Origin of the sequence: Kocuria sp. APC 4018 (assembly GCF_030407675.1) — a bacterium.
GTDB classification, from domain to species: Bacteria; Actinomycetota; Actinomycetes; order Actinomycetales; family Micrococcaceae; genus Kocuria; species Kocuria rhizophila.
Window position 1 is genome coordinate 14,822 of the sequence record NZ_JASDCY010000007.1, and the last position, 23,835, is coordinate 38,656.

A 23,835-nucleotide genomic window follows, 5' to 3' on the forward strand; every position below is an offset into this window, starting at 1 on the left:
CGGGTGCGGGCACCCGAGTGGTGAACGGGTGCGGGCACCCTCGGTCGCGGACCGGTGGGCCCGCGGGCCGTCAGTCCCCGGGCCAGGCCGCGGCGATGTCCTCGCGCGTGGCCCCCAGGGTCTGGATCAGCGGTTTGGTCTGCGCGAGCACGGGCATGAAGTTGGCGTCACCGGTCCACCGGGGCACCACGTGCTGGTGCAGGTGAGCGGCGAGCGAGCCGCCCGCCGCGGAGCCCAGGTTGAGCCCCACGTTGAACGCCGCGGGACTCGCAACCTCCCGGATCACGCGCACCGCCGTGCGGGTCAGGGTGTTGAGCTCCCACAGCTCGTCGTCCGTGAGCTCGTCCAGGTCCGCCACGTGCCGGTACGGGCACACCAGCACGTGGCCGGGGTTGTACGGGAACAGGTTGAGCACCACGAAGCAGTGCTCGCCGCGGTGCACGATCAGGGAGTCCTCGTCGGAGCGCTGCGGCGCGGTGCAGAACGGGCACCCCGGCGGCTGCTCCACCGATGTGTCCTCCCCGCGCACGTACGCGAGCCGGTGCGGGGTCCACAGCCGCTGGAAGCTGTCCGGCACCCCCGGGACCTCGAACTCGTCCCGGACCACACCGTCCCCGTCCGGCGCCGCGGCGCCCCGCCCGGTCACAGCTGCTCCGGCGCCCGGGTCTGCCCCGACGACGCCGCCGCCGGCTCCTCGACCACGGTGGCGTCCACCGCGACCTCCTCGGCCGGGGCCGTCGGATCCTCGTTGGCGCGTGAGGCCACGTGGCGGGCAATGAGCTCCACGGCCTCCGCCCGGCTCACGCCGTTGTGCTGGGAGCCGTCGCGGAAGCGGAACGACACGGTGCCCGCCTCGGCGTCCTCGCCGCCGGCGATGACCACGAACGGGATCTTGTCCTTGGACGCCGTGCGGATCTTCTTGGGGAAGCGGTCGGAGGAGGTGTCCACCTCCACCCGGATCCCGCGCTCGCGCAGGGACTGGGCGAACTCGTCCAGGTAGTCGTTGAACGCCTCGGCCACGGGGATGGCGCGCACCTGCACGGGAGCCAGCCACGCCGGGAACGCGCCCGCGTAGTGCTCTGTGAGCACGCCCATGAAGCGCTCCACGGAGCCGAACAGTGCGCGGTGAATCATCACCGGGCGCTGCCGGGTGCCGTCCGAGGCCTGGTACTCCAGGTCGAAGCGCTCCGGCAGGTTGAAGTCCAGCTGGATGGTGGACATCTGCCACGTGCGCCCGATCGCGTCCCGGGCCTGCACGGAGATCTTGGGTCCGTAGAACGCGGCGCCCGCGGGGTCCGGGACCAGCTCCAGCCCGGAGTCCTGCGCCACCTCCCGCAGCGTGCGGGTGGCCTCGTCCCAGATCTCGTCCGAGCCCACGAACTTGTTCGGGTCCTTGGTGGAGAGCTCCAGGTAGAAGTCCTCCATGCCGTAGTCCTGGAGCAGGGACAGCACGAAGTTCAGGGTGTTCGTCAGCTCGCCCTTCATCTGCTCGCGGGTGCAGTAGATGTGGGCGTCGTCCTGGGTCATGCCGCGCACGCGCGTGAGTCCGTGGATCACCCCGGACTTCTCGTAGCGGTACACGGCGCCGAACTCGAACAGCCGCAACGGCAGCTCACGGTAGGACCGCCCGCGGGAGCGGAAGATCAGATTGTGCATGGGGCAGTTCATGGGCTTGAGGTAGTAGTCCTGACCCGGCTTGGTCAGCTCACCCGTCTCCGGGTCCCGCTCCTCGTCCACGTGCATCGGGGGGAACATCCCGTCCCGGTACCAGTCCAGGTGTCCGGAGACCTCGTACAGGTGGCCCTTGGTGATGTGCGGGGTGTAGACGAACTCGTACCCGGCGCGGGCGTGTCGCTCGCGCGAGTAGTCCTCCATCTCCTTGCGGATGATCCCGCCCTTGGGGTGGAACACGGGCAGGCCGGAGCCCAGCTCGTCCGGGAAGGAGAAGAGGTCCAGCTCCACGCCCAGCTTGCGGTGGTCGCGGCGCTCGGCCTCGGCCAGACGCTCCTTGTAGGCCTTCAGCTCGTCCTTGGAGGGCCAGGCCGTGCCGTAGATCCGCTGCAGCTGCTGGTTCTCCTGGTTGCCGCGCCAGTACGCCGCGGCGGAGCGCATGAGCGCGTAGCCGTTGCCGATGTGCTTGGTGTCCGGCAGGTGCGGGCCGCGGCAGAGGTCGCGCCACACCACGTCCCCGCTCTTGCGGTCCACGTTGTCGTAGACCGTGAGCTCGCCACCGCCCACCTCCACGGACGCACCCTCGGCGGACTCCTCCACGGCACCGGAGCCCGGCCCGCCGGCCAGGTCGATGAGCTCGAGCTTGTAGGGCTCGTCGGCCATCTCCGCGCGCGCCTCGTCCTCCGTGACCGTGCGGCGGCGGAAGATCTGGTTCCTGTTGACGATCTTCAGCATCGACTTCTCGAGCTGCTTGAGGTCCTCGGGGGTGAACGGCTCCGCGACGTCGAAGTCGAAGTAGAAGCCGTCCGTGATGTACGGGCCGATGCCCAGCTTGGCGTCCGGACGCAGCTCCTGCACCGCCTGCGCCATCACGTGCGCTGTGGAGTGGCGCAGCACCTCGAGCCCCTCCGGATCGCTCACGAGCACCCGTTCCACGACGTCCCCGTCCTGCAGGGGCGTGGACAGGTCCTTGAGGACACCATTGACGTGCGCCACCACCACGTCCCGCTGCTCGGCGTAGAGCTCGGCGGCCGTGGTGCCCGGCTCCGTGGTGCGGGCCTCGCCGTCCACGGTGAGCTGCAGTGCTGGGGCATCCGTCATGGTGTGTCTCCTCGTCAGTTCTGTGTGTGCCCGCCCGTACCGGGGGCGCGCGTTCCGCGGACGTGCCGTGCACGCCCGTGACCTCCCCGATGCTACCGTCCACCTGCCGCGGACGGCACGGGACGGCGCGCCCTGCGGACGGATCGTGAGTCCGCTCACGCGCTGGCACCCTGGGCACGACGAAGGGTGTGCCTCGAGCCGGAGCCCGGGGCACACCCTTCAGTGTTCACGCGAGGTCACTCGCGTGGACGGCTTCAGCGGCGGGGAGCCTCGCCGTTGCGGCCGAGGTCGTCGCGGCCGAGGCCGTCACGATCGACATCGGTCTCCACGTCGACCTGTTCCTTCTGGACGTCGGCCTCCACGCGCTGGGTCTCGCGGACGGTCTGCTTGTTCAGCCCGACCTCCTCGACGGCCACGGCTTCCTTCTCGACGACGGGGCGCTCCTCGTGCAGAGTCACGTCCACCTCTTCCTCGCCGATCCGGCCGGTGCCCGCGTGGGCCTCGGTGCCGTTGAGCGGGGTGCGCTCCACGGTGACCTCTTCGCGCTCGACCGGGACGTCAACCGTCTCGTGGTCGGTCACGACGTACTTGCGCAGGCGGGCGTGGCCGGCCTCGCGCTCCTGGGTGCCCACGTTGAGGCGCTCCTCGTGACGGGTCACGGAGGCGTTCTCACCGGCGGCCACGTGGCGGTCCTGGTCCACACCGGCGCGGTCGCGGTCGGTGAGGTCGCGGTCACGGTCCGCGGCGAGACGGTCGCGGTCGGCGACGTCGCGGTCGGCGTTCGCGTGACGGTCACCGGCGGCGGCGCCGGCCACACCGGCGGTGCCAGCCGCGGCGGCGTTGCGGTCACGGTCGGTGCCCGTGGCGCGACCGTCGTCGTAGTTCATCTCGTAGTAGCGGTACAGCTCCTCCTCCTCGGCGGGGGACAGGTGCTGGTCCGCGTCGACCTTCGGAGCGTCCTTGATGACGTCCTTGGTGTAGGGAAGAACCACGCGGTCGCCGTCCTGACGGGCGCCCTTCACGGGAACGAAGTTCTCCTTGGCGCCGAACAGACCGGTGTTCACGGTCAGGAAGGTGGGCTCGCCGGAGTTGTCGTCCAGGAACACCTGCTCGACCTTGCCGATCTTGTCGCCGTCGGAGCCGTAGGCCGTGCTGGACAGAATTGCATTCACGTCGAACGTGGACATCGCATTAACTCCTCAGTAAGTCTCTGCTGCCGGCGCACGGGTTGTGCGCCGGAGGCCGCCGCACCCGCAGTGGGTGTGCGGTCTGGCTTCGTGACACATATTACGGCCATCAGCACACTGCGCTACCGATTTCTCTCACGGAAAAACCGGCGCGCCGGTGCCCGCGCGCGCGGCGCACCTGTGGTGGCCGGGCCGGGTGGGCGGCGCCTGCGAGGTCGCCGGGGTGGCGTGGGGCACAATGGGCAGGACCAACCGGTGTGAGTTCCCCGGAACCGTTCGGGTGATTCACACGGAAACGGCAGCGCAACAGAGGACGGAGCTCCGACGTGTGGGATGCACTGGTCACCAATCCATGGATCTTCTGGCTGATCATCATGCTGGCCCTGGCGGCCATCGAGATGCTCACCCTGGACTTCCTGTTCCTGATGATGTCCCTCGCGGCGCTCGTGACCGCCGGTGTGAGCCTCGTGGTGGACAGCTTCACCGTCCAGGTGGTGCTCTTCGCGGTCGTCTCGGTGCTGCTGATCTTCGTCATCCGCCCGATCGCCCTGCGCCGCCTCAACCGGTCCACGCCCACCACGCGCTCCAACACCGACCGGCTCATCGGACTGCCGGCCACCGTGCTCGAGCCCGTCACGCAGCACAGCGGACTGGTCCGGCTGGAGGGGGACGTCTGGACGGCCCGCTCCTCCGCGGGTCCGGCTCTGCCGGAGGGCCGCGAGGTGTTCGTCCACCGCATTGACGGCGCCACCGCCGTGGTCTCGGACGTGGCCCCGGCCCACGCGCCGGGCGCCGACGGCGAGCACGGCACCTACCGCTAGGGCCCCACCACGGCGGGCCCGTGAGCGCTCGGCTCACGCGGACGCGCTCCCCGCCGACACACTCGAGCCCCCACCGAAAGGACGTCATGTCAATCGTCATCCTCATCCTGCTGATCGTGGTGGTGCTGGCCGCGGTCATCGCCCTCATCAAGGCGGTGCGGATCGTTCCGCAGTCCCGCGCCGGCATCGTGGAGCGGCTGGGCAAGTACCAGTCCACCCTCAACCCGGGGCTGCACTTCCTGATCCCGTTCATCGACCGGCTGCTGCCCCTGATCGACCTGCGCGAGCAGGTGGTCCCGTTCCCGGCGCAGTCCGTGATCACGGAGGACAACCTGGTGGTGGGGATCGACACCGTGGTGTACTTCCAGGTCACCGATCCGCGGGCCGCCACCTACGAGATCACCAACTACATCCAGGCCGTGGACGAGCTCACGAGCGCCACCCTGCGCAACGTGGTGGGCGGGCTGAACCTCGAGGAGACCCTGACCTCCCGCGACAAGATCAACGCGGAATTGCGCGGGGTCCTGGACTCCACCACGGGGCGCTGGGGCATCAGGATCTCCCGCGTGGACATCAAGGAGATCACTCCCCCGCCGTCCATCCAGGACTCCATGGAGAAGCAGATGCGCGCCGAGCGCGACCGCCGCGCCGCGATCCTCACGGCCGAGGGCGAGAAGCAGTCCCAGATCCTCACCGCCGAGGGTGAGCGCCAGGCCGCCGTCCTCTCCGCCGAGGGTGACGCGAAGGCCGCGATCCTGCGCGCGGACGGCGAGGCCCAGGCCATCGCCAAGGTGTTCGACTCGATCCACCGCGCCAAGCCCACCCAGAAGCTGCTGGCCTACCAGTACATTCAGACGCTGCCCAAGGTGGCCGAGGGCACGGCCAACAAGGTCTGGATGATCCCCGCCGAGCTCAGCACCGCCCTGCGGGGCGTGGGCTCCTACCTCAACCCGGGCGCCTCGGACTCCCCCGAGGACGATGCATGGGAGGAGGAGAACGAGGCCGCCCGCAGCACGCGGCAGGACGATCCGATCGTGGCGCACGAGACCGTGAAGGTCACGGAGGAGGACCTCGAGCCCGATCTGACCCTGACCGACCCCAGCGAGTTCGAGATGCCCGACTCCCGCTACTCCTCCCCCATTGCCGAGCAGGCACGGGACCCGCACGTGGGCGAAACCCCCGCCTCCGACTCCCCGTTGACCCGGCAGCCGGGTTCCACGGCCCGCCATGCGCAACCCGAATCCCCCGAGGATCCGCGCGCCGGGGAATGAATCGGGTGCTCCGGTGGTTGTGGCTCGTGAAGAAGTCGGTCCGGCCCCGGAACCCCGTGCTCGCGGAGGTTCCAGCCGGTCGAGTGTCCGTTCGTCAGGAAGGATCGTTGCGTGAGTGATCGCAGCCTACGAGGCATGCGCCTGGGTTCCCAGTCCATGGAGACCGAAGCCGGTGTGGAGCCCGCCCCGCGCCAGCGCATGGAGTACCGCACGGCGGACGGCGAGTCCGTCTCCGTGATGTTCGCCGCCGAGGCCGAGATCCCGCCGGTGTGGACCACCAAGACCGGACAGGAGGCCATCCTGGTCAACGGTGAGAAGCCGGAGAACCCCAACGAGAAGCACCAGCGCTCGCACTGGGACATGCTGCTCGAGCGACGCAGCGTGGAGGAGCTGGAGGAGACGCTCCAGCAGCGCCTGGAGTTCTACAAGGAGCAGCACGCGCTCTGATCCGTCACCCGCGAACGACTGTGGCCCCCGTCCTCCGACGGGGGCCACAGTCGTTCATGCCGGGCCAGGGCGTTGACCAACTCGGCAGTACAGGCTCGGCGCGGGAGACGGAGCGTGCGGCAGACCGGCACGGCCGCGTCCACGCCCGTTTCCGTCAAGGCCGGGCGACCGGGCGGAGACGGGGTCCACGCCCCGGTCAGGTGACCGGAGCGCGCACCGCAAGGCGTCAGCCGCGGCGGCCGAGCTTGCGGGCGAGCGTCTGCGCGCGGGCGGTGAGCCCCCACTTCGCCACGCTCGTGGCCGCCTCGATGGTGACGTCGTTGCTCATCTTGGACACGCCCTCCTCACGCTCCACGAACGTGATCGGCACCTCCACGATCGTGAACCCCAGCCGTTCGGCACGCCAGGCGAGGTCGATCTGGAAGCAGTAGCCGCGTGATTGCACGGAGTCCAGGTCCAGGGCACGCAGGGTGGTGTCGCGGTAGGCGCGGAAGCCGCCCGTGATGTCGTGGATGCCGGTGCCCAGCAGGATCCGCGAGTACAGGTTTCCGCCGCGGGAGATCAGCTGGCGCTGCAGTGGCCAGTTCTCGGTGCGTCCTCCGGGGACGTAGCGGGAGCCGATGGCCATGTCCGCGCCGCGCTCGACCGCGTCCAGCAGCAGCGGGAGCTGCTCGGGCTGGTGGGAGCAGTCCGCGTCCATCTCCACGAGGACGTCGTAGCCGTGCTCCAGTCCCCACGCGAAGCCGGCGAGGTACGCGGGGCCCAGGCCCTCCTTGCGGGCACGGTGAAGCACGTGGATGTTCGCGTCCCGTGCGGCGAGGGAGTCCGCGAGGTCTCCGGTGCCGTCGGGGCTGTTGTCGTCCGCGATCAGGACGTGGGCATCCGGCACCGCCGCTCGCAGCCGCGTGATGACCGTGGGCAACGACTCACGTTCGTTGTACGTGGGAATGATGGTGAGAACTCGCACCGGGCGTCCTTTCATGCCGCAGGTAGCCGGGCACCGGGCCCGGACAGACCACTGGGCAGGCCCATCCGCCTTCGGACCAGAGAGGACACGAGGCCGATCTCTGTTTTCTAAGGACGGATGGACCCACCCGGCAGTAAGAACTCAGTCTAACCTCAGGGGAGGTCAGGGCCAACACGGCACCACCGTGCTCAGGGGCGCGGCTCGTCCCCGCTCACCAGGGTCCCGGCGACCACCGTGGCCTCGCACCGGGGCAGCCGGGCGTCATCGAGCGCGGGCAGCACGGGTGTGCGCGCCCGCGGGTCCGTGCTCCACGAGGACCCCGTTCCCTGGGCCTGCTGCACCATCACGGACTCCGCGTCCCAGACCGCGAGGGTCGCCTCCGAGCCCGGCGCGAGCTGCCCCGCCAGCGGGGTGGCCCCGGGCTGGACGCGCCACGCACCGCGGGTCAGGGCCAGGAACGCGGCCCGCGCCGAGGTCCGCAGCCGCTCGTGGGGTGCCTCCAGGGCGGTCTTCACGGCGGACCAGGGGTTCGCCGCGTCCGTCAACAGCGTCACGGGCACCCCCGCGCGAGAGAGGTCTCTCAGGGGCGCCACTCCGGCGTGGCAGGACACCGCGAGGCCAAGGGTCGCGAGCCGTTGGCACTGGGCGTCATCGAGGTCCCCCACCCCCACGAGGCGGTGCCCGCGCGCCCGGAAGGTCCGCTGTCCCGTGGTCTCCTGCGCCTCGGCGGCCGCGTCCAGCAGCGCGTCCACGCGTTTCCCGGACGACGACGCCGCCCCGCCCGCCGCCGTCTCCGCGGGGGACTCCTCCGGCTCGAAGACGTGAGGGAGCAGGAGAACCGCCTGCAGCCCGGCACGCGTGCAGGCCACGAGGTGCTCGCGAGCGGCCGTGCGCAGCGCATCCGTGTCGTCGAGGGCCGCGGCGTCGAAGCCGAGCGAGGCCGAGGGCAGGGTGGAGGGATCGAGGTCCTCGTGGGACGTGGCGGCCCTGACCAGCACGGGCAGGGGCCGGGCCCCGTCGGCCTCGACGCGTGCCGCAGCCTGCTCCAGCGCGCAGGGATCGCAGCTCACGAGCTCCACGGCTCCGTAGCCCTGGCAGGACCGGGGCAGTGCGTGCGGGTCCGGGATGCCCTCGGAAGCGGGAAGGTCCGGGGCGCCCCCGGAAGCAGGGCGAGCCGGTTCACCCGCGCCGGGAGCGCCCTCGGCTCCGTCCCGACCGGCACTGCCCTGCGCGGCAGCGCCTCCGGTGTCCTCGCCCCGGTCGTCCATGCCGGACGTGGCGCGATCCAGTGGCGGGACGCGGTGGTGCCCCACGAACGCCGGGGTGACCACGGCCGCCCGCAGGTCCCTCGGGGTGACGTCCGGGCCCGCCATGGCCCGGGCGGCGTCGTCGGAACCGACCCACGCCACGGTGGGACCGGAGATGAGGATGGCCGTGGCGAACGGGTCCGCCGGCGAGTACACCGAGCCATGGGTCCAGACACGGGTGCGGGATTGGGGTGCGGTCACGTGATTCCCTTCGGTCCGGCGCGGGGGGTGGCCCGGCGCCGGGTGCTGGTTACTGTTCGAAGACGCTGTACTCGACCACGCCGCGGCGCACGGACTCGATGGCCTCGTGGGCCGTGTCCCGCAGCGCGGGGTCCAGCCCGTGGACGCCGCGCAGCTGGTCCAGGACGTCGATGGTCTGCTTGGCCCAGCGGACGAAGTCACCGGCCGCGAGGTCGGTGCCCGTGAGGGTCCGCGTGAGGGTCGCCCCGCGCGCCCAGCGGTGCATGGCCTCCGCGAGTCCCAGCTCGGGAGCCGCGGTCACGGGCAGCCGGTGCTCGGCCTCCTGGGCGGAGAGCACGGACCAGTTGTGCAGCAGGGTCTGGACCGAGGCGTCCATGTGGGCAGTGGGCAGCTGGGGGCGCGCCCCCTGGTCCTCCCGCCGGGGCTGGTACACCAGAGCCGTCATGACCCCCGCGAGACCGGGGGCGTCGAGACCGTCCAGGAAACCGTCCCGCAGGGAGAGCGCGAGCAGCAGGTCACGCTCGCCGTACAGGCGCCGCAGCTGCTCTCCCGCGGCGGTGGGCTGCAGCTGCCCGGACTCGTCCTCCCGGAGGTACTTGAAGTGCGAGAGCACCGCGCACACCCGGTCGAACGTTGCTGCGATGCTGCCCGTGCGCCCGGCGATCTGCCGACGCAGGCCCTCGGTCTCCCGCTCCAGCTTCCACGCGCGCTCGGCCCAGCGGGCATGGTTCTCCCGGTCCGAGCAGCCGTGGCACGGGTGGGCCCGCAGCCGGCGCCTCAAGTCCTCGATGCGGTGGTCCCGCGCGGAGGTGCCGCGGTCGAAGCGGATGGAGTGGCCCCCGGAGCCGGCCCGGGCGGGGCGGTGCTCCCGCAGCGCGGCCCGCACCGTGGAGGCGAGGTCCTTGCGCTCCTGGGGCGACTTGCCCGAGAAGTTCTTGGGGATCCGGATCCGGGACTTGGGCTGCAGGGAGCCGTCGAGGTCGTTGACGCCCACGCGTCGCAGCTTGCCGTCCACCGTGAGGATGTGCGGCCGGGGGTCGAACGGGTGGGCGTCCGCCCGCAGCACCACGGCCCAGCCCGCGTTGCGGCCCTGGGGGATGTCGATCACGTCGCCCGGCAGCAGATCCTGCAGGGCCACAGCGGCGTCGTTGCGCTCCCGCGCGGTGCGGGACCTGCTCGCGGACTTCTCCTCGGCGGCGAGCTCGCGGCGCAGCGCGGCGTACTCCCCGAAGTCCCCCAGGTGGCAGTCCATGGCCTCGCGGTAGGCCGCCAGGGTCTTCTCCTGGGAGCGCACACGCCGGGCGATGCCGACCACGGAGCGGTCGGCCTGGAACTGGGCGAACGAGGTCTCCAGGATCGAGCGCGAGCGCTTGGCCCCGTAGCGCGCGATCAGGTTGGTGGACATGTTGTACGTGGGACGGAAGCTCGAGTTCAGGGGATAGGTCCGGGTGGAGGCGAGCCCCGCGACGGACTGGGGGTTCATGCCGTCACGCCACAGCACCACGGCGTGGCCCTCGACGTCGATGCCCCGCCGGCCGGCGCGACCCGTGAGCTGGGTGTACTCCCCCGGGGTGATGTCCACGCGGGCCTCGCCGTTGAACTTGTCCAGCCGCTCGAGCACCACGGAGCGGGCGGGCATGTTGATCCCCAGCGCCAGGGTTTCGGTGGCGAAGACGGCCTTGATGAGCCCCTCCGAGAACAGCTGCTCCACCACTTCCTTGAACACCGGCAGCATGCCGGCGTGGTGCGCGGAGACACCGCGGATCAGCCCGTGGTACCAGTCCTCGTAGTTGAGGGCCGCGAGGTCCGCAGTGGACATGTGCGCGGTGGCCTCCGCGGCGTAGGCCTTGATGGTGCGCTGCTCCTGGGGCGTGGTGAGCCACAGGTCCGCGACCACGCACTGGCCCACGGCGGCGTCGCACCCGGCACGGGAGAAGATGAAGGTGATGGCGGGCAGCAGCGCCTCCGCATCCAGCCGGCGCAGCAGGTGCGGTCGGGAGATCCGGTCCTGACGACCGGTGCGCGGCTCTTGCCGGTGTCCGCCGCGACGACGGTTGCGGTGCCCTGGGCCTCGGCCCCCGGAACGGCCGCCGCGGGGGTGCTGGGTGCGGAAGAGCCGCAGCAGCTCGGGGTTCACCGCGGGCTCGTCCCGGTGCTTGTCCGAGTGGCGCTGGGCGGCCTCCTCCACCGTGGTGTCGTCGACGAACAGGTCCATCAGCTGCGGGCCCACCTGCACGTGCTGCCACAGCGGGACCGGGCGGTGCTCGGAGACCACCACTTCCGTGCTGCCGCGGACGTCGTCCAGCCACGCGCCGAACTCCTCGGCGTTGGAGACCGTGGCGGACAGGGACACCAACTGCACGTGCTCCGGCAGGTGGATGATGACCTCTTCCCACACGGCACCCCGGAAGCGGTCCGCGAGGTAGTGGACCTCGTCCATGACCACGAAACCCAGGTTGCTGAGCGTGGCCGAGCCGCCGTAGAGCATGTTGCGCAGCACCTCGGTGGTCATGACCACCACGTCCGCCTCAGAGTTCACGGAGGTGTCCCCGGTGAGCAGGCCCACGCGGTCGGAGCCCCAGCGGCGGGAGAACTCGTGGAACTTCTGGTTGCTCAGCGCCTTGATGGGGGTGGTGTAGAACGCCTTCTTGCCCTGCTGCAGGGCCAGGTGGATGGCGAACTCCCCCACCACGGTCTTGCCCGCACCCGTGGGCGCGGCCACGAGCACCCCCCTGCCGTCCTCGAGGGCCCTGCACCCCTGGAGCTGGAACGGATCCAGCTCGAAGTCCAGGGTGTGCTCGAAGGCCGAGAGTTCGGTGCTGGCGTGGGCCGCGCGAGCCTTGGCGGCCGTGTACCGGTCGGCGGGGGAAGACATGGCCCCAGCCTACGCGGTGACCCCGACACCCTCGAGGCGGGAGCGGGAGCCGTGGGAGCTCTCAGCCCTCCACGGCGGTGCTGCCCAGGGAGCGCAGCTCCTCAGCGGAGGTGCCGCGGTCGGCGCTCGCCCCCGTGGCCTCGGCCTGCCGCGCTTGGCGCTTGGCCTTGCGCCGGTCCAGGTAGAGGCACAGCCCGGCGGCCACGAAGAACAGCGCGAGCAGCGGCACGGCCAGGTAGACCATGGTGATGGGGTCCGGGCCCGGTGCCGCCATGGCCGCGATCACCAGCACGACCACCACCACGATCCGCCAGGACTTGATCACGGAGCGCCCGGAGAGCAGGCCCATCATGTTGAGTCCCACCAGAAGGACCGGGACCACGCACGAGATGCCGAAGGTGAGGATGAGCTGGAGGAAGAACCGCAGGTAGGTTCCGGCCTCCACGAAGTTGGCCCCGCCCTCGGGGGTGAACGCCGTGAGGGCGTAGACCGCGGTGGGCAGGGTGATGATGGCGATCGCGCAGCCGCCCAGGAACAGGGGAATGGCCGCGGCCAGGAAGCCCAGGGCGTAGCGGCGCTCCTTCTTGTGCAGCGCCGGGGTGATGAACGCCCACAGCTGGTAGAGCCACACCGGTGAGGCGATGATGAGCCCCAGCACGATGGAGACCTCGACCATGGTGTTGAAGGAGCCGCCCACCGACGAGTAGTTGATGGTGGCCGTGCGCCCGGACTCGGCGAGGCGTTGCAGCGGCTCCGTGATGTACCGCATGAACGGCTCGTACACCATGAACCCGAGCACGGCCCCCACCACGGTGGCCGCCGCGGACTTGAACAGCCGGTTGCGGAACTCCCGCAGGTGCTCCTTGAGGGCCATCTGGGCCTGGGGGTTGTGCCGACGGGACGTGACCTTGCGGCGGTCCCGGCGCGATGGACGCGCCGCGCGTGCCGGGGTCTCGGAGTCCGTGCTGGACATGGGTCCCTGCCTTCTCTGCCGGGCGGCCCACCCGGGCTGCCGGAGCGTTCTGGTCATGCACACGGGGCCGAGCCGTGCGGCCCGGCCCCGTGACCTGTGAGGCTGCGCCTCAGGCGGTGGGCCGCTGGTTCTGGTCCACCACGGGTGCCTGCTGGGTGGCCTGCGGCTGTGCCGGTGCGGCCGGCTGGGCGGGAGCCTGCGGCTGCGTGGGAGCGGCCTGCTGGGCCGGAGTGCCGGCCACGGGCTGGCCGTCCGCGGCGGGCTGGCCGTTGACGGTCACGTTCGGGTCGTCGTCCTTCTTCATCTCCTTGACCTCGGACTTGAAGATGCGCATGGACTGGCCCAGGCTGCGCGCCATCCCGGGGAGCTTGGGCGCACCGAAGAGGAGCAGGATGACCACGAGGATCAAGATGACGGTCAGAGGGCTGTCAAACAACTTGCCCATGGCGGAGTCCTTTCTGTTCGGCTCGCAGGACGTCCCGGTAGCGCTGTGGCAGTCCCTGGGCGTCCTTGCGCTGCATCCTGCGGATGAGCCGAGCCGTCTGTCGTTGGTCCCGGCCGCTGCGGTACGCGGCACGGGTGTCGTTCACCGGGGTGAACATGGCGGGTGGTGCGGGTGCGCGCAACGGCGCGGGCTGCCCCTGGGAGGCGGAGTTCCAGTGCTCCGAGAACTCGGAGGCGCTGCGTTCGAGCTCGTCCAGGGCGGGCACCACGTGCCGCGTGAACAACCGGTAGAGCAGTCCTGCGACGAATGCGGCACTGGCCAGGACCACCACGGTCCACAGCACGATCCACATCCACCAGAGCATGCTCCCCAGTATAGGCACCAGGGCGTCAGCTCGGCTGCGCGGTGCCGCCCGGACCACTGCTGTTCAGCCACTGTTCAACAGCGGCCACGGCCTCGGGCGGGGACACCACTCCCACGTGGCCGGCGTGGCGGGTGACGAGCGACGACAGGGCATCGAGCGTGGGGAAGTCCACCTCAGCCGCCACGTACTCCGGCAGCGGACGCGGTCCCCGGGGTGCCCGCGTCCGTGCCGCGTCCCCCGCCTGGGAGTTCGCCGTGGACGCCGTGGCGGCCCGTGCGGTTTCCTCCCCTGGCGCTCCGGCGGCCGCGGGTCCGTGGGTCGAGGCGGCCTCCGGCACCGAGACCTCCACGTAGCGCTTGGCGTGGTAGTGCTCCACGATCCACCGGCCCCGGCGGTCGGTGACCACCACGGCCTGCACGGGCCGCCGTTTGGCGGGCTGGATGCTCGAGCGCACCTCGGACTCCATGCGCGGGTGCGCCTCGGCCTCCCCCGCGTCCTCGCAGCCCACGATCCGGTCCGCCCGGAAGGTGCGCGGCCCGTTGGCCTGCAGGCACCACCCGCGCAGGTACTGGTGGCCGTCCGAGAAGATCATCCGCACCGGGTCCACGAGCCGCTCCGTGACCTCGTCGCGCGAGGCCACGAGGTAGCGCAGCCGCACCCGCCGGCCCTCGGCGATCGCGCGGCGCAGCTCGGCGACCAGGGCGCTGTCCCGCGGCTCCGCGGCGGCGTCGCCCTCCGGTGCGGCGAGGGCGTCCGCGAGCGGGAGGGCGTCCGCGGCCGTGGCGACCTTCTGCATGGCCGAGCGCACCACGCGGCTGTCGCCGCCGGGCACGGCCTGCAGGGTCTGCAGACCCATGAGCAGGGCGCTCGCCTCGGGGACCGTGAGCCGCACCGGCTCGGAGAGCTCCTGCGCGTTGCCCAGGTAGATGTGGCCGTCGTCCCACGAGGCGTCGATGAGCTGGTCCGGGAGGTGCCCGGGACGGCCGCACACGAACAGGGTCTGCAGGTCGTTGACCAGCTCGGCGTCCGTGATGCCGAAGTGCCGGGCCGTCTCCTCGAGCTCCGCCCCCTGGTGGGCGTAGACGTGGCGCACGATGTGCAGCAGCCGCGCGAGGTGGTGCTCCGTGCTGGCCTTGGCCGCGCCCTGGCGGCGCTGCTTGCCCCAGTGCACGGACACGCCGCCCATGCGTGCCTGGAAGGCACGGGCGTCCTCGAGCCTGCGGGCCACGGCCTCCGCGACCACGGCCTGGGTCTCCTCGTCCACGGTGCACGAGGCGTCCTCGGGCGCGGACGAGGTGCGCGGAACCCACGCGTCCGGACCGGCGGCGCACACGTGCTCGGCGGCGGACTCGGTGTCGTGGACGGCCAGCTCCACGGCGTCGAAGCCCTCGGGTGCCCGCCAGCACGACGCCGCCGCGGGCGTCGCGATCCGGCGCAGCAGCTGACCCGCGCCCTGCCGCACGAACACGACCACGCGCAGCTGCGGCGGCTGGCTGACCATCCGGGCCAGCTGCCCTCCCATCGAGAAGTCGCGGGGCGGCTCGAAACCCTCCCGGGTCACCGCGACCTCGGAGATGATCCGTGAGAGACGGAATGTGCGCTGAGCACCCCGGTCCGTGTCCCAGCCTGCGAGGTACCACGCGCCGTAGCGCGAGCCCACTCCCCACGGCTGCACGGTGCGCCGCGAGTAGGCGCCCGTGCGGTCCACGTAGTCGAAGCGCACCGTCCGGTGCGCGAGCACCGCCGAGAGCAGCGGCTCGAACGCGGGGTCCGCGACCGCCACGGTGGGCTGGACGTCCCGCCCGGGCGTGACCTCCGCACTCAGCGCGGGTTCGAGCTTGTCCAGGGCGCGCCGCGCGAGCCGGTCCTGGGCGGCGTCGTTCCAAGCATCTGCGGCGACCGCGAGCACCGCCGACTCCTCCGCGCTGAAGCGCACCTCGGGGAGGTTGTAGGAGCCGCGGGGCACGCGGTAGCGCGGGGTGAGCTGGGCGTCGGAGGCCCAGGGGTCGTCGTCGGGGATCTCCTCGACCGGGTACCCCAGGGACCGCAGGTGGGCCTTGTCGCGCTCGAACATGCGCTCGAACGCGTCCTGGTTGCCCGCACGGTCGTACCCGGGCACGATGGCGCGCAGCTGCTCGCGCGTGTAGCCGGACTCACGGTCCAGCAGCGCAATCAGCAGGTTCAGCAGACGCTCGGCGGACGCCGTGGTCGAACGGCGTGCCGCCTCGCCGGTGTGGCGCGGCATTCAGCGGACGTCGAGCAGGTCCACCACGAAGATCAGGGCCTCGTCGGGGCCGATCTGCGCCCCCGCGCCGCGCTTGCCGTACGCCATCTCGGAGGGGATCTCCAGACGACGCCGCCCGCCCACCTTCATGCCCAGCAGACCCTGGTCCCAGCCCTGGATGACCTGGCCGATGCCCACCGTGAAGTCCAGGGGCTCGCCGCGGTTCCAGGAGGCGTCGAACTCCTCGCCGCCCGAGTAGGTGACACCCACGTAGTGGCAGGACACGGTGGCGCCGGGGGTGGCCTCCTTGCCCGTGCCCTGGATCTCGTCCACGATCCGCAGCTCGGTGGGCACGGGGTCCTGGGGGAAGTCGACCTCGGGCTTGGAACGATCAAGCTTGCGCTGTCCGAATGACACGGGCTCTACCTTTCGTCGAGGACCCCGGCGGTGCGGGGCGTTGCCGAGGGCCTAGTGTAGCGGCCCTCACCTGCCGGAGGAGGACGCCCCCGCGCTGGGTGCCGAGCTCGCGGACGGGGCCTCGCTCGGCGACTGCTTCGCGGGATCCGGCGTGTCCGTGCGTCCGAGGATGTCCACCACGAACACGAGGGAGCCGGCGGGGTACTGCGCGTCCTTCCCGAGCTCCTTCTCCGTGCCGTAGGCCTTGGACGTGGGGATCACGATCTCCACGCGGGAGCCCACCTTCTGGCCGGCGAGCCCCTCCTTCCAGCCCACGATCACGTTGTCCAGCGGGAAGGACACGGGGGTGCCCTTCTCGTAGGAGGAGTCGAAGGGCTTGCCGTCCTCCCAGCGCACCCCCACGTAGTTGGCCACCACGGTGTCGGACGCGGAGACGGTCTCGCCGTCGCCCTCGATCAGCACGTCCGTCTTAAGCTTCGTGGGCTCGGGGCCGGAGGGCTTCTGGATGGTGGGGGTGCCCTTGTCGTCCTGCGTGACCTTGGGCATGCCCTTGGCCGGGGTCTTCATCTCCTCGTTGAGGGGCGGCAGCAGCTTCTTGGTCACCTCGTAGACCTCGACCGAGGTGGAGTCGTCGCCGTCCTCCGCCTTGCCGCTCGTCTCGGGCGAGCTGTAGGCGATGACCTCGCCCTCCTGCGCGTTGGACAGCGCGTCGTACATCTGCGGCAGGGACTCCTTGAGCTGGTCGTTGACCGTGAGCACCTGACCGGAGCCCTTGCTGTAGGTGTCCCCCAGGGAGGAGCCGTCCGAGCCCTTGTAGAGGGCGGCCTGGAGCATGATGTTGTCCCCGGCGTCGATCTCGGACCCGCCGCCCTCCTTGAGCACCTTGGTCTGCGTCTCCTCGACCTTCATGGGCGTCTCGAAGGTCACGGCGGGGGCCTTGCCCGGGGCGGGCTCCTCGGTCATCTCCACGGAGTCCCAGCCGGAGGAGCCGCAACCGGTGAGCAGCAGTGACATGGCGACGGCGGTGGCGCCGACGGGGATGATCTTTCGCAAGACGGGGTGACCTTTCGTCAACGGGGTGTGGCTGCGGTCCAATGTAGAGGACTCGTGTGGTGCGTGGCTGGGAACGCGCACGGAACGCGTCCGTGCGCGTGGCGCGGAGTGCTCAGACGGCCCCGGTCCCGAGGTCCCGGATCATCTCCTCGACGTCCGGCTGCGTGGTGGCGAACGGGTCCTTGCACGTGCTGGTGCGCTGCGAGTTCGGGCCGTTGAGCTTGAGGTGCACCCAGTCCACCGTGTGGTTCACGTCCGCGGCGTGGGCCGCGGCCACGAAGCGCCCACGGAGCCGGGCCCGGGTCTGCGGTGCCTCCTCGACGGCGCGCGAGACGTCCTGCGGGGTCACGAAGGACTCCACGGCACCCCGGCGCTCGAGCATGTGGAAGAGCCCGTGCGTTGCGGAGGTGTCGTGGTAGGCCAGGTCCAGCTGCGCGATGCGCGGGTGGGACAGATCCATGCCGTGAGAGGCCGCGTAGGAGTCCAGCAGCTTCTTCTTCACGGCCCAGTCCAGCTCCCGGTCCACGAGGCCGGGATTCTGCTCGGACACGGCCCGCAGCCCGCGCTCCCAGAGCTCCAGCACCCAGCCCAGACGGTCGTGGTGCGCCCCGTGCCGGTCCGTGAACCGGGTCACGGCCTCCAGGTACTCGTGCTGCAGCTCGAGTGCCGAGCGGGTCGAGCCGTCCGCGAGCTCCAGCCGGGCGGTGCCCGTGAGGTCGTGCGAGACCTGGCGCAGCGCCGAGGCCGGATCCGCGAGCGTCCGGTCCGGGAGGATCTGCCCCGCCTCGATCATGCGCAGCAGCGCGTCCGTGGCCCCGACCTTCAGCGCCGTGGTGGTCTGGGACATGTTCGAGTCGCCCGTGATCACGTGCAGCCGGCGGTAGTGCTGGGCGTCCGCGTGGGGCTCGTCCCGGGTGTTGATCATGGGCCGCGAGCGCGTGGTGGCGGAGGAGGACCCCTCCCAGATGTGGTCCGCGCGCTGCGAGAAGGAGTAGCTCGCGGAACCGTCCCCCGGTGCGAATGCGCCGAAGGCCGGCGGGCCGGCCGGGTGCACCTTCCCGGCGCCCACGAGGATCTGGCGGGTCACCAGGAACGGCAGCAGGTGCTGCAGCAGGCGGGAGAACTCGGTGCTGCGCCCGATCATGTAGTTCTCGTGCGAGCCGAAGGCGTTGCCCGCGGAGTCCACGTTGTTCTTGAACAGGTGCACGGTCCCGGCCACGCCCTCGCCGTCCAGGGACTCCTGGAGCTGGGCGCGCAGGTCGTCCACGATGCGCTCCCCCGCGGCGTCCTGGGCCACGACGTCGTGCAGCGTGGCGGCCTCGGCGGTCGCGTACTCGGGGTGGGAGCCCACGTCCAGGTAGAGCCGCCCGCCGTTGGGCAGGAAGACGTTGGAGGCCCTCCCCCACGCGAGCACGGGCGCGAACAGGCGCCGGGCGGCGTCGTCGGCGCTCAGTGCTGGGCCCTCGGGGGCGCTGTGGGTCAGGCCGAACTCGGTCTCGATGCCGTAGATCCTGCGGTCCACGGCGTCACTGACCGCCCTTCTGCACGAAGCCCTTGACGAAGGCCTCCGCGTTGGTCTCCAGCACGCCGTCGATCTCGGCGAGCAGGTCGTCCGTGCCCTGGGTGTCCCGCTGCGCCTGCGCGGCGCCGGAGACGGGCGGGTCCACCGGACCCGGGGTCTCGGGCTCCTCCTCGCGGCGCGAGCCGGTGCCGAAGATGCGTTCCTGTGCCATGTGTCCTCCTGGGTTGCTGGTGGTTGTGGGTGGCCGGGGTCCGCGCGGACGCGCCGGGCCCCGGGGTTCTCGAGCTCCGCGCCGCCGCGGCCCGTGCGGAGCCGTGGTCCCTGCCGCGTGGCGTCCCCCTGTGCAGCGGGCTACCCGCGCGGCGGGCCGATATCGCTGCCCGTGACGAGCGCGGGCCGGTGGCGTGCCACCGTGCGCACCCACTGCTCGGCGTCTGGAGCGTCGAACCACGGCGCGCTCACGTCACGGGTGAGGTCCCGGGGTTCGGGCATCGCGATCCGCGCACCGCGCCGGATGCCGGGGAAGGTGACGTTGACGGTGTCCCAGCCCACGCCCGCCACGGCCTCCGGGTAGCGCTCCACCGCGGTGCCGCGGAAGTACGCGCGGGTGTCCGCGGGTGGGGTGTCCGCAGCCGCTTCGATCCGCTCGGCGGACACGAGGGTGCGCATCCTCCCGGAGGCCACCAGCCGGTGGTGGAGCCCCTTGTCCGGGCGCACGTCCGCGTACTGGAGGTCGATGGCCACGAGGCGCGGATCGTCCCACGCCAGCCCGTCCCGCGTGCGGTACGCGTTGAGCAGGGCGTACTTGGCGGCCCAGTCCAGCCGGTCGGCCAGGCGGGCCGGGTCCGCGGCAAGGTCGGTGAGCACCTCGTCCCACAGGGCGAGCACCTGCGCGGTGTCCTCGTCCAGACCCTCGGGGGCGAGCTCGCGCTCCAGCTCCGCGCAGGCGTCCAGGTACGCGCGCTGCAGCGCCACCCCCGTGAGCTGACGGCCGTCCCGCAGGGCCACGGTGGCGCCCAGGGTGGGGTCGTGGCTGATGGCCTGCAGCGCGGCCACGGGGTCCACGAGCTCGAGGTCCGGGACGCGGTCGTGCTCCACCAGGTTCAGCACCAGGGACGTGGTCCCGAACTTCAGCAGCGTGGCCGTGTGGGAGAGGTTGGCGTCCCCGACGATCACGTGCAGCCGGCGGTAGCGGGAGTCGTCCGCGTGGGGCTCGTCCCGGGTGTTGACCATGGGGCGGTGGATCGTGGTCTCCAGGCCCACCGTGCGCTCGAAGAAGTCCGCGCGCTGGCTCAGCTGGAAGCCCGGGCGGGAGCCGTCCACGCCGAGGCCCACGCGCCCGGCGCCGCAGACCACCTGGCGGGACGCGAAGAACGGCAGCAGCGCCGCCGTGATGCGCTCGAAGGGCACGGCGCGGTCCACCGTGTAGTTCTCGTGCGCGCCGTAGGACACGGACTTGTTGTCGGTGTTGTTCTTGTAGAGGTTCACGGGCGCTGACCCCGAGCCCGCAGCCTGCTCCGCGAGCAGCTGCACGGCGCGGTGCGCCACCACGTCCCCAGCGGCGTCCCACGTGAGCGCGTCCAGCGGGCTGGTGACCTCCGGAGACGAGTACTCGGGGTGGGAGTGGTCCACGTAGACCCGCGCGCCGTTGGGGATCACGGTGTTCATGACCACCCGGCGCCAGTCCATGTCCTCGGTGTAGAGCGCGGACTCGCTGATGGCCTCCGCCGCGATCTGCTCCGCGGTCAGCTCGGGTGCCTCGTCCGTGAGCTGCGAGGGGTGGGCGTCCTCGCGGGCCACCGTGAAGCCCCGGGCGTCCGCGAGCGGGGTCTCGGAGCCGTAGTCCCACCCCGTTCTCACGACGCCGCCCGGCCCGGCCCCGTGCGTTGCCGCACCGGCGCGCGCTGTCTCCGAGCGGCGTCGTGCGACCCACGAGGCGTAGCCGGTGACCACGCGCGTGGAGAGCACCGTGGCGTTCGCGTCCGGCTGGCCCTGCGCGAGCACCCCGAACTCGGTCTCGCTGCCCATGATCCGCCGGACCGTCATGCCTGCTCCCCCGTCGCGTCCGCACGGTGGGTGACCATCCGCACGCTCTCGATCGAGTCCGCGCGGCGCCCGGTGAGCCGGGCCCGGTCCTCGGGGTCCTCGGTGTTGGGCAGATCCTGCTGCTCGTGGAACTCCTCGTCCACGGCCGCCACCAGGTGCTGTGCGGTGATCCCCCGCCGACCGGTGGTCAGCAGCGTCTTGACGGCCTGCTTCTTGGCGCGGTCCACCACATTGCGGATCACCGCTCCGGAGGCGTAGTCGGCGAAGTAGAGGGTCTCGTGGGTGCCGTCCCGGTAGGCGATGCTCAGGAACTCGGTGCCCGGCTCCCGCGCGTACATCCGCTCCACCGCGGCACTCACCAGCTCCTGGGCCGCCCGGGCGCGCGAACCGGCCCGGGCCACGTCCTCGTCCCGCAGCGGCAGGTCCTCGGTGAGGTAGAGGGAGAAGATCTCGCGCGCACCCTCACGGTCGGGGCGGTCGATGCGGATCTTCACGTCCAGGCGGCCGGGGCGCAGCACGGCGGGGTCGATCATGTCCTCGCGGTTGGTGGCACCCACCACCATCACGTTGTCCAGCTGCTCCACGCCGTCGATCTCGGTGAGCAGCTGCGGCACGATCGTGGTCTCCACGTCCGAGGACAGCCCCGAGCCGCGCACGCGGAACAGCGAGTCCATCTCGTCGAAGAACACCACCACGGGCACACCGCGGGCGGCCTGCTCGCGGGCGTTGGCGAAGATCGAGCGGATCTGGCGCTCGGTCTCCCCCACGTACTTGTCCAGCAGCTCGGGGCCCTTGATGTTGAGGAAGTACCCCTCGGCCCGCGAGCGCCCGGCCTTGGCGGCGCTGCGCTCCGCGAGGGAGCGGGCGACGGCCTTGGCGATCAGGGTCTTGCCGTTGCCCGGGGGGCCGTAGAGCAGGATGCCCTTGGGTGGGCGCAGGCCGTGCTCACGGAAGATCTCGGGGTGCACGTAGGGCAGCTCCACGGCATCGCGGATCGCCTCGATCTGGGGACCGAGACCTCCAATGTCCGTGTAGCGGACCTCAGGAACCTCCTCGAGGACGAGCTGCTCGACATCCGTGCGGGCCACGGGTTCCAGGGCGAATCCGGTGCGGTGGTCCACGGTCACGGCGTCCCCGGGCTTCGGGCGCTCGCGCCGCAGCCGGCCGGACAGCAGCAGCACGCGCTCCTCGTCCGAGCGGCCCACGGTCAGCACGCGGTCGTGGTCCACGACCTCTTTGACGGTGGCCACCTCGCCGGTGCGCTCGTAGTCGAGCAGTGCCACCACCACGTAGTTCTCGTTGAGCAGCACCCCGAGACCGGGCTCGCACGCGCCGAACGAGACGAGCGGGCTCACGGCCACGCGCATCCGGCGCCCGGCGGCCAGCACGTCCACCGTGGGGCCCGTGACCACGGGTCCGTCCCCGGTGGCCTCTCCCACGGGCCGGCGGCCGTGGTTGACCTGCAGGACCACGGCGTACGTGGCGGGCGGCTCGGCCTCCGCGGCCAACGTCTTCTTGAGGCTGACGATCTCCTGCCGGGAGGCGTTGAGCAGCCGCACGAGCTTCTGGTTCTGCGTGCTCAGCTCGGCGGCCTGCCGGTCCAGGTTCCGCTTCTGGTCCCGCAGCAGGTTGACCTGGCGCTGCACGGGGTCGGTGGCGGGTGGCCGCGGGGCGGCGGAACCGCTCTCGTGGCTGGGCTCAGTCATCACGGCCCCGTTCGCCGTCGGACTCCCGTCCGTCCGTCCGATCGTGCGCGCCCTGCGCGCCACGATCGTGCTCGACGTCGTGCGTCCCCTCGGCCGGGGTGACGGCAGGCTCCCCGCGGTCCACGGTGGGTGCGGCGCTCGGGGCGGTCCGGGCGTCGTCGTCCGCGGCGTCGATCTGCTGGTGCGCGCGGGCGGCGTGCTGCGCCAACGACGCCGCATCCCGGCCCGCGCGGCGCAGCTTGCGGTCCGAGACGATCCGCTCACCCAGTGCCACCGGGGTCCAGGCCTGCAGGTCCTCCTCGGTGTACTCGCTCTTGGACGCGCGGCGCTTGGGGGCCAGGCGGGGCGAGCCGTCCGCGAGGCGGCGGGACTGGATGAGGAAGCCCGTGTGGGCCACCATGCGGTGGTCGGGGCGCACCGCGAGACCCTCGACGTGCCAGCCCCGCACCATGGTCTCGGACGCCTCCGGCTCGGTGAAGCGGCCATCGGCCCGCATGGCCTCGGCCACGCGGGAGAGCTGCGGCACGGTGGCCACGTAGCAGATCACCACACCGCCGGGGGCGAGTGCGGTGGCCACGGCGTCCAGGCACTCCCACGGTGCGAGCATGTCCAGGATCACGCGGTCCACGGAGCCGGGCTCCTCGGTGGCGCCGAGCTCCTCCGCGAGGTCACCGAGGCTCAGCTCCCACGCGGGGTGCGGGCCGCCGAACATGGTCTCGATGTTGCCGCGCGCGATCTCCGCGAACTCCTCACGGCGCTCGAACGAGTGCACGCGGCCCTCGTCCCCCACGGCGCGCAGCAGGGAGATGCTCAGCGCACCCGAACCCACCCCGGCCTCGACCACGCGGGCGCCCGGGAAGATGTCCGCCATGGTCACGATCTGACCCGAGTCCTTGGGGTAGATCACCGCCGCGCCGCGGGGCATGGAGAGCACGAAGTCCTTGAGCAGGGGGCGCAGCGCCTGGTACTGGATGCCGGCGGTGTTGCTCACCACGGTCCCCTCGGGCCGCCCGATCAGCTGGTCGTGCGTGAGCACCCCGCGGTGCGTGTGGTGCTCCCCGCCGTCCACCAGGGTGATGGTGGTCATCTTCCCGCTCTCGTCCGTGAGCTGGACGCGCTCCCCCGAGCGGAACGGCCCGCGCCGGTTGGCCGCGCCGCGCACGGGCGCTGCGGTGGAGGGGGTGGCGGTTTCGTGGGGTCGCTGCTCGGTCATCTGCTCGCTTTCGCGCGGGGTCGA

General features: G+C 71.5%; 20 protein-coding genes. 3 read left to right on the forward strand and 17 right to left on the reverse strand.

All coding sequences use genetic code 11. The features are described from left to right. Positions 1-70 precede the first annotated feature (70 nt). The 3 genes from QL985_RS02370 to QL985_RS02380 form a co-directional block, all read right to left on the reverse strand. The gene (locus QL985_RS02370) at positions 71-646 is read right to left on the reverse strand and encodes an HIT domain-containing protein (RefSeq protein WP_019309312.1); all 576 of its coding nucleotides are present in this window, start codon (positions 644-646) and stop codon (positions 71-73) included. Further along, positions 643-2,772: a threonine--tRNA ligase gene (gene thrS, locus QL985_RS02375; RefSeq protein ID WP_259919235.1), complete on the reverse strand. Its 2,130-nt coding sequence runs from the start codon at positions 2,770-2,772 to the stop codon at positions 643-645. The genes QL985_RS02370 and thrS overlap by 4 nt, the downstream gene beginning before the upstream one ends. A gap of 254 nt (positions 2,773-3,026) precedes the next feature. After that, a complete protein-coding gene (locus tag QL985_RS02380) occupies positions 3,027-3,959 on the reverse strand; it encodes a PRC and DUF2382 domain-containing protein (RefSeq protein ID WP_259919232.1) in 933 nt (310 codons plus the stop codon). A 326-nt stretch (positions 3,960-4,285) separates the two neighbouring features. On the opposite strand from QL985_RS02380, the gene QL985_RS02385 reads away from it, so the two are divergent. From QL985_RS02385 to QL985_RS02395, 3 genes are all read left to right on the forward strand, one after another. After that, positions 4,286-4,780 carry an NfeD family protein gene (locus tag QL985_RS02385; protein ID WP_259919229.1) on the forward strand — a complete coding sequence of 165 codons (495 nt, stop codon included), beginning with the start codon at positions 4,286-4,288 and terminating at the stop codon, positions 4,778-4,780. An 86-nt stretch (positions 4,781-4,866) separates the two neighbouring features. After that, positions 4,867-6,051, forward strand: coding sequence for an SPFH domain-containing protein (locus tag QL985_RS02390; RefSeq protein WP_259919226.1), 1,185 nt, complete (start codon positions 4,867-4,869; stop codon positions 6,049-6,051). Between the two features lie 111 nt (positions 6,052-6,162). Beyond that, positions 6,163-6,498, forward strand: a complete 336-nt coding sequence (locus QL985_RS02395; protein ID WP_290147564.1) for an RNA polymerase-binding protein RbpA — start codon at positions 6,163-6,165, stop codon at positions 6,496-6,498. Positions 6,499-6,724: 226 nt separating this feature from the next. Here the strand turns inward: QL985_RS02395 and QL985_RS02400 are convergent, their stop codons facing one another. The 14 genes from QL985_RS02400 to QL985_RS02465 form a co-directional block, all read right to left on the reverse strand. Next, on the reverse strand, positions 6,725-7,465 hold the full coding sequence (locus QL985_RS02400; RefSeq protein WP_124109715.1) for a polyprenol monophosphomannose synthase: 741 nt from the start codon (positions 7,463-7,465) through the stop codon (positions 6,725-6,727). A 188-nt stretch (positions 7,466-7,653) separates the two neighbouring features. Further along, positions 7,654-8,973, reverse strand: a complete 1,320-nt coding sequence (locus tag QL985_RS02405) for a hypothetical protein (protein WP_259919964.1) — start codon at positions 8,971-8,973, stop codon at positions 7,654-7,656. 49 nt (positions 8,974-9,022) lie between these two features. Further along, positions 9,023-11,848, reverse strand: a complete 2,826-nt coding sequence (locus QL985_RS02410) for a DEAD/DEAH box helicase (protein WP_259919966.1) — start codon at positions 11,846-11,848, stop codon at positions 9,023-9,025. A gap of 61 nt (positions 11,849-11,909) precedes the next feature. Next, positions 11,910-12,821, reverse strand: coding sequence for a twin-arginine translocase subunit TatC (gene tatC / locus QL985_RS02415; RefSeq protein WP_082019264.1), 912 nt, complete (start codon positions 12,819-12,821; stop codon positions 11,910-11,912). Positions 12,822-12,930: 109 nt separating this feature from the next. Continuing rightward, positions 12,931-13,266, reverse strand: coding sequence for a Sec-independent protein translocase subunit TatA (gene tatA, locus QL985_RS02420; protein WP_039101114.1), 336 nt, complete (start codon positions 13,264-13,266; stop codon positions 12,931-12,933). Beyond that, on the reverse strand, positions 13,250-13,630 hold the full coding sequence (locus QL985_RS02425) for a hypothetical protein (RefSeq protein ID WP_039101263.1): 381 nt from the start codon (positions 13,628-13,630) through the stop codon (positions 13,250-13,252). The genes tatA and QL985_RS02425 overlap by 17 nt, the downstream gene beginning before the upstream one ends. A 25-nt stretch (positions 13,631-13,655) precedes the next feature. Further along, positions 13,656-15,875: a WYL domain-containing protein gene (locus QL985_RS02430; RefSeq protein WP_019310640.1), complete on the reverse strand. Its 2,220-nt coding sequence runs from the start codon at positions 15,873-15,875 to the stop codon at positions 13,656-13,658. Next, positions 15,876-16,271: an FKBP-type peptidyl-prolyl cis-trans isomerase gene (locus tag QL985_RS02435; protein ID WP_039101113.1), complete on the reverse strand. Its 396-nt coding sequence runs from the start codon at positions 16,269-16,271 to the stop codon at positions 15,876-15,878. A 66-nt stretch (positions 16,272-16,337) separates the two neighbouring features. Next, on the reverse strand, positions 16,338-17,324 hold the full coding sequence (locus tag QL985_RS02440) for an FKBP-type peptidyl-prolyl cis-trans isomerase (protein ID WP_039101112.1): 987 nt from the start codon (positions 17,322-17,324) through the stop codon (positions 16,338-16,340). A gap of 112 nt (positions 17,325-17,436) precedes the next feature. Next, positions 17,437-18,846 carry a Pup--protein ligase gene (gene pafA / locus QL985_RS02445; protein WP_019310758.1) on the reverse strand — a complete coding sequence of 470 codons (1,410 nt, stop codon included), beginning with the start codon at positions 18,844-18,846 and terminating at the stop codon, positions 17,437-17,439. Between the two features lie 4 nt (positions 18,847-18,850). Then, the gene (locus tag QL985_RS02450; protein ID WP_029603423.1) at positions 18,851-19,057 is read right to left on the reverse strand and encodes a ubiquitin-like protein Pup; all 207 of its coding nucleotides are present in this window, start codon (positions 19,055-19,057) and stop codon (positions 18,851-18,853) included. Between the two features lie 140 nt (positions 19,058-19,197). After that, positions 19,198-20,892, reverse strand: coding sequence for a depupylase/deamidase Dop (dop, locus tag QL985_RS02455; RefSeq protein ID WP_290147575.1), 1,695 nt, complete (start codon positions 20,890-20,892; stop codon positions 19,198-19,200). Continuing rightward, positions 20,889-22,598 carry a proteasome ATPase gene (gene arc / locus QL985_RS02460; protein ID WP_059281700.1) on the reverse strand — a complete coding sequence of 570 codons (1,710 nt, stop codon included), beginning with the start codon at positions 22,596-22,598 and terminating at the stop codon, positions 20,889-20,891. Before arc ends, dop begins: the two co-directional genes overlap by 4 nt. Next, a complete protein-coding gene (locus QL985_RS02465; RefSeq protein ID WP_047978906.1) occupies positions 22,591-23,811 on the reverse strand; it encodes a tRNA (adenine-N1)-methyltransferase in 1,221 nt (406 codons plus the stop codon). Before QL985_RS02465 ends, arc begins: the two co-directional genes overlap by 8 nt. Between the last annotated feature and the right edge of the window lie 24 nt (positions 23,812-23,835).

What these genes read in the sequence shown, in the direction of transcription:
- thrS (WP_259919235.1), bottom strand. Translation starts at nt 2,772, where the DNA reads ATGACGGATGCCCCAGCACTGCAGCTCACCGTGGACGGCGAGGCCCGC.
- QL985_RS02380 (WP_259919232.1), bottom strand. Translation starts at nt 3,959, where the DNA reads ATGTCCACGTTCGACGTGAATGCAATTCTGTCCAGCACGGCCTACGGC.
- QL985_RS02390 (WP_259919226.1), top strand. Translation starts at nt 4,867, where the DNA reads ATGTCAATCGTCATCCTCATCCTGCTGATCGTGGTGGTGCTGGCCGCG.
- QL985_RS02410 (WP_259919966.1), bottom strand. Translation starts at nt 11,848, where the DNA reads ATGTCTTCCCCCGCCGACCGGTACACGGCCGCCAAGGCTCGCGCGGCC.
- tatC (WP_082019264.1), bottom strand. Translation starts at nt 12,821, where the DNA reads ATGTCCAGCACGGACTCCGAGACCCCGGCACGCGCGGCGCGTCCATCG.
- tatA (WP_039101114.1), bottom strand. Translation starts at nt 13,266, where the DNA reads ATGGGCAAGTTGTTTGACAGCCCTCTGACCGTCATCTTGATCCTCGTG.
- QL985_RS02425 (WP_039101263.1), bottom strand. Translation starts at nt 13,630, where the DNA reads ATGCTCTGGTGGATGTGGATCGTGCTGTGGACCGTGGTGGTCCTGGCC.
- QL985_RS02430 (WP_019310640.1), bottom strand. Translation starts at nt 15,875, where the DNA reads ATGCCGCGCCACACCGGCGAGGCGGCACGCCGTTCGACCACGGCGTCC.
- QL985_RS02450 (WP_029603423.1), bottom strand. Translation starts at nt 19,057, where the DNA reads ATGGCACAGGAACGCATCTTCGGCACCGGCTCGCGCCGCGAGGAGGAG.
- dop (WP_290147575.1), bottom strand. Translation starts at nt 20,892, where the DNA reads ATGACGGTCCGGCGGATCATGGGCAGCGAGACCGAGTTCGGGGTGCTC.
- arc (WP_059281700.1), bottom strand. Translation starts at nt 22,598, where the DNA reads ATGACTGAGCCCAGCCACGAGAGCGGTTCCGCCGCCCCGCGGCCACCC.
- QL985_RS02465 (WP_047978906.1), bottom strand. Translation starts at nt 23,811, where the DNA reads ATGACCGAGCAGCGACCCCACGAAACCGCCACCCCCTCCACCGCAGCG.